Here is a 4,111-nt window from a genome sequence, read left to right on the forward strand (position 1 = left end):
CAGGGCGTCTTTCTCGGCAGCGCTCAGGAGCGCCAGGTCGGGCAGGGGTTGCATGGTCGCGATTATCCGCTTCCGCGCCGGGTGTTCAAGCACAACAGGCGAGGCGACTTCGCGGGACCTGAGTAGTTACGAACAGCAAATGACCACGCCTCATGGCACATCACTCCCCCCCCACTCAAAGGAGATCGTCGTGACACAACTGACGCTCGACATGCCCGAATCGGCATTTGCCGCCTTGCATCAAGCCCCCCGTGAATTTGCGCAGGAAATGCGCATCGCCGCCGCCGTCAAATGGTATGAACTCGGTCGGTTTTCCCAAGGCCGCGCCGCCGAGATTGCGGGCCTGACGCGGGCGGGCTTTATTGACGCGCTCTCACGCTACCAGGTGAGTCCGTTCCAATACACGGCAGAGGACGTCGCCGAGGAACTGCACGATGCGGATTGAGGCCGTCGTGATCAATGCCTCGCCGTTGTCGTGTCGGTCTTCATCGTCTGTTTCCTCTTTTCAGGAAGGGAAACAGAAGCATGGTGCGCGTTTGACGAATTGACTCCGCCTAGAAGCAGTCACTGCAGGGCGACTGATCCTGGGAAGCTGCGTCCCATCAGCTGTCGCCGACGTCTGGGGGCTCAGCGCCCGCAGTCGGCCACATGCAGACGCTCACCCCCGGTTGAGGTGCGGCCGCAATCCAACGGTTAGCGGACACATGGTTGGGAATAGCGCGCGTAACGACGCTACTCGCTTGGTCAGCTTTCCACGCACTTGAGGTCTCGATAGAAATTCTCGTGTGGGCCGACCATCAGGAGCTTGACGGTGTCTGCGTCCATGACCCGGTAGGCGACCAGGCACAGTTGGTTGGCCATACGGAACTTGTAGACCTGGACACCGGCGAGATCGCCGACCTTGGCCTCTCCGATCCCGGGATCTTGCGCGATGATCCTCACCGCTTCGTCGAGATCGACCTTCTGCCTGCGATGGAGCTTCTTGACCGCGCGAGCAAAGGTCGGTGTAACGAGCAGGCGCATCAGCCGAACTGGTACTCGCCAACCGCCTCTTCCTGATCGGCGATCAGGATCTCGCGAATCACCGAGAATGGCAGGTCGGGGTTCTCTGCGGCGATCTTGCCGATCTGCGACCAATATTCGATCTGCTTGGGCACCGAGCGATGTTCAACCCGGGCATAGTGCTTCGCCTGGCTGACGAGTTCTTCGGGCAGCTTGACGTTGACGGCCATTAGGGATCTCCTTTTTGGCGCATTTTAGCGCTATAGGCTACTTAAAGAAACATCTTGGCGTTCCGAAGACCGCCGGGGAGTCCTTCTTCCTCACAGATAACGTCTGGTCTCCCTTCTTCAGCTGCCGCCGGGCGACGTAAGTCCAGTGGCAGCTCCGGGAGCGAACCGGTCAGCGACCCTCCAAGGCGGCTCGACTCAGCTGTCCCATGAGCTGTCGCCCAGGTCTGGCGGCAATCCGGAAGGACTCGGCCAACTCCGGACGCTTAGCCGACACCGGTGAGCGGCCGCAAACGCTCGTTCAGCGGACAGTCGATCGGACAGGGCCGCCCCCCCTTTGCTCGACCCGCATTACCGGGCGTCACGGCTCGTATGGGTGGCTCCGACTCCTATGCACCACTGCCGTGTCCACTTGTTCACGGGTGCCCGCCTCCGGCAGGCCGATGCGCGGATTTCGCTCGCTATCACGTGCTCTCGATGTCAGGTTGGACACTGGGCTTGCGGCACACGATAACCTAGGCGGGACGTCCACCTGAGCAGTCTTCACCGAACGATCCGGTGGCGAATGCTAGTCTAAAGTAGTAACGTAGCTACTTTCTGGTAGTGGAACGCGCACTATGACCACAGTCTCTAGCCGAGAATTCAACCAAGCGATCAGCCAGGCCAAGAAGGCGGCACGAGACGGCCCGCTGTTCATCACCGATCGCGGCCGCTCGGCCTACGTGCTTATGACGATCGAGCGCTACGAGCAACTCCTCGGCAATCAGCCGAGCATCCTGGACTTACTTGCCGAGCCCGACTGCGCCGAGATCGAATTCGAGCCACCGCGGTTACGCTCAGGCATCGTTCGGCCGCCGGATTTGTCTTGATGTATCTCCTCGATACCAATGTGGTATCCGAGTTGCGCAAGGCTCCGGCTGGAAAGGCAGACACCAACGTGGTTCGTTGGGCTGGACAGGTGCCCGCGGCCAGTCTGTTCCTATCGGTCATTACGATCCTGGAATTGGAACTGGGCGTGCTACTGATGGAGCGACGCGATCCCCGGCAGGGCGAGATTCTGCGCCATTGGTTGGACCAGCGTGTCATGCTTGCCTTCGCCAATCGCATACTCGGGATCGACGTCGCTGTCGCGCGGCAATGCGCGCGACTGCATGTGCCCGATCCCTGCGCGGAGCGCGATGCGCTCATTGCCGCGACGGCCTTGGTGCACGGATTGACGGTCGTGACACGCAACCACGCCGACTTCGTCGCGACGGGCGTTGCCTTACTCAATCCGTGGCGAACGGTGTAATCCCCTGGTCCGCGCCCGCGCCGGTATCGGCAGGTCCCGCGCCTGTGACGGGATCTCGACACAGGCACCGTCCGGATATGTGACTCGTTGACGTGGCAAGTGTCGGCTGTCCGCTCTACTGCGGACCTTGATCCCCGAGACATCAACGGCTGGAATGGGTCGTGACTGGTCACTCGCGCAACGAGCGGGACTTTCCGCTTTCAGGATCAAGCCGATGCTCATTGCGGCGAGTCCAGTGACCGGATCTGGGACAGAGTGATCAGAGGGAGTGAAGTGCTGAGCGGCTCCTTACTGCCATCAGCTAAGGTGCACATCCGTCGAAGCGCCCTCCCCCTGTTGTCAGTCCCTTTCCTCAAGAAACAGATCGTCCGGCCCGTGCTTGGCTTGACGTGAAGGCGCCGGCGCCACTGCAGCACGCGCGCGCTGGACGAGCACCGCCTCCTCTGCGGCGTCTCCGGACAGCTCCACATAGCCCCGTTGCCGACGGCGTTTGGCGATGGCATCGAGCTGCTCGCGCCCAGCCGCTTCGCTCGGCACCGCGAGGATGCGCATGCGTCCTCGTCGCGAGGGCTCCCCGCCCCAGGACAGCACAAGCGTCCAGTCGCCGAGCAGGTCCTGCACGAGATCGACCTGGTAGTAACGGGCCTTCTCGGGGTGTCGGGTAGGGACAGCCATTACTGACCCATCCCCCCTAAGAGTCTGTTCATAAAGTTCAGATTGAATTACATAGGGTTTCTGAACGGTGCGCTGGCAAAAATCCGTCTTTTCTGCCTTCCAAAGCAAAAACCTAAACAGCAACTATCTATTTTTACTTGGAAAAACTTTATGAACAGACTCTAAGAACCGTGCTTGCGAGTTTCCCCGCACACGGCTCAAGCCTTGTGTAAACCCTGCTTCTCACAGCAGGGCCGGTAGTGCACTGAGTTCATGTTTTACATGAACAAGCCGGTGGCAGTTTCCATGGAGTAGCCGCAGGTTATCCAGCGTGTCTTTCCCTCCCAAGGTCTGGGCAACCACATGGTGGACTGCCTGTTCCCCGTCAGGTTGGATTATCTGTTTGCAGATGGGGCAGATACCCCCCTGCCGTAACCAGAGACTCTTAATCCGTCCATTGGGTCGCTTCCTCATGGCATTGGTTGCCCGTTGCTCGAAGTAGGCTTCCCATTCAGTATCGAACGGATTCGCATCAGCCTTGATTTTGACGTGGCGGCGTATCGAAGTCTCAGCGTGAGTGCTCAGACGTTTAAACTGTTTCGCTCCGCTTTCCGTCTTTTCCCAGTAGCCAAACACCCAGTTTTTCCCTTCGATCTGGTGGAAATAGCGTTCTTTGATCCACCGCTTTCCCTTGTTAGGGTGCGCCCGTTTTGCCCATTGCCAGAGTGCCTTCCAGGTCTCATGGTCTACTTTGGAGTAGATGTCTTTTGAGACTTGTCCGGCATGATAATTCGACCAGCCCCGAATGATGGCTCTCCCGGATCTCCTGGGGTTGTGATATCTTATAAAACAGCGGCTTGAGAGCCAGTTCTCGTCAAAACCCAATTCGAACGCTGTTGATTATGATGCTTGACAAAGAGACCATCCGGGTGCTGTT

7 protein-coding genes are annotated in these 4,111 nt (G+C 59.0%); 3 read left to right on the plus strand and 4 right to left on the minus strand.

What is annotated here, in order from left to right; genetic code table 11:
• The first annotated feature begins 190 nt into the window (after positions 1-190).
• A complete protein-coding gene (locus tag CKO23_RS23895; RefSeq protein WP_346014680.1) occupies positions 191-445 on the plus strand; it encodes a UPF0175 family protein in 255 nt (84 codons plus the stop codon).
• Between the two features lie 299 nt (positions 446-744).
• Here CKO23_RS23895 and CKO23_RS23900 read toward each other — a convergent pair whose 3' ends face one another.
• Both CKO23_RS23900 and CKO23_RS23905 read right to left on the minus strand, forming a co-directional pair.
• Complete coding sequence (locus CKO23_RS23900) at positions 745-1,023, minus strand: type II toxin-antitoxin system RelE/ParE family toxin (RefSeq protein ID WP_200335889.1); 279 nt, start codon at positions 1,021-1,023, stop codon at positions 745-747.
• A complete protein-coding gene (locus tag CKO23_RS23905) occupies positions 1,023-1,232 on the minus strand; it encodes a TA system antitoxin ParD family protein (protein WP_200335891.1) in 210 nt (69 codons plus the stop codon). The genes CKO23_RS23900 and CKO23_RS23905 overlap by 1 nt, the downstream gene beginning before the upstream one ends.
• 614 nt (positions 1,233-1,846) lie before the next feature.
• On the opposite strand from CKO23_RS23905, the gene CKO23_RS23910 reads away from it, so the two are divergent.
• Together CKO23_RS23910 and CKO23_RS23915 are read left to right on the plus strand one after the other, a co-directional pair.
• Entirely contained in the window at positions 1,847-2,098 is a 252-nt protein-coding gene (locus CKO23_RS23910) for a type II toxin-antitoxin system Phd/YefM family antitoxin (protein ID WP_200335893.1), read from the plus strand.
• Entirely contained in the window at positions 2,098-2,520 is a 423-nt protein-coding gene (locus CKO23_RS23915; protein WP_200335895.1) for a type II toxin-antitoxin system VapC family toxin, read from the plus strand. The genes CKO23_RS23910 and CKO23_RS23915 overlap by 1 nt, the downstream gene beginning before the upstream one ends.
• Positions 2,521-2,859: 339 nt before the next feature.
• Here CKO23_RS23915 and CKO23_RS26650 read toward each other — a convergent pair whose 3' ends face one another.
• Entirely contained in the window at positions 2,860-3,195 is a 336-nt protein-coding gene (locus tag CKO23_RS26650) for a WGR domain-containing protein (protein ID WP_346014681.1), read from the minus strand.
• Positions 3,196-3,417: 222 nt separating this feature from the next.
• Complete coding sequence (locus CKO23_RS23925; RefSeq protein ID WP_200335897.1) at positions 3,418-4,059, minus strand: group II intron maturase-specific domain-containing protein; 642 nt, start codon at positions 4,057-4,059, stop codon at positions 3,418-3,420.
• Positions 4,060-4,111: the final 52 nt, after the last annotated feature.

This window comes from Thiocystis violacea, assembly GCF_016583565.1.
Taxonomy (GTDB): domain Bacteria; phylum Pseudomonadota; class Gammaproteobacteria; order Chromatiales; family Chromatiaceae; genus Thiorhodococcus; species Thiorhodococcus violaceus_A.

Bases quoted from the DNA above. Each gene is read 5' to 3' on its own strand.
- CKO23_RS23900 (WP_200335889.1), bottom strand. From the start codon at position 1,023: ATGCGCCTGCTCGTTACACCGACCTTTGCTCGCGCGGTCAAGAAGCTC.
- CKO23_RS23905 (WP_200335891.1), bottom strand. From the start codon at position 1,232: ATGGCCGTCAACGTCAAGCTGCCCGAAGAACTCGTCAGCCAGGCGAAG.
- CKO23_RS23910 (WP_200335893.1), top strand. From the start codon at position 1,847: ATGACCACAGTCTCTAGCCGAGAATTCAACCAAGCGATCAGCCAGGCC.
- CKO23_RS23915 (WP_200335895.1), top strand. From the start codon at position 2,098: ATGTATCTCCTCGATACCAATGTGGTATCCGAGTTGCGCAAGGCTCCG.
- CKO23_RS26650 (WP_346014681.1), bottom strand. From the start codon at position 3,195: ATGGCTGTCCCTACCCGACACCCCGAGAAGGCCCGTTACTACCAGGTC.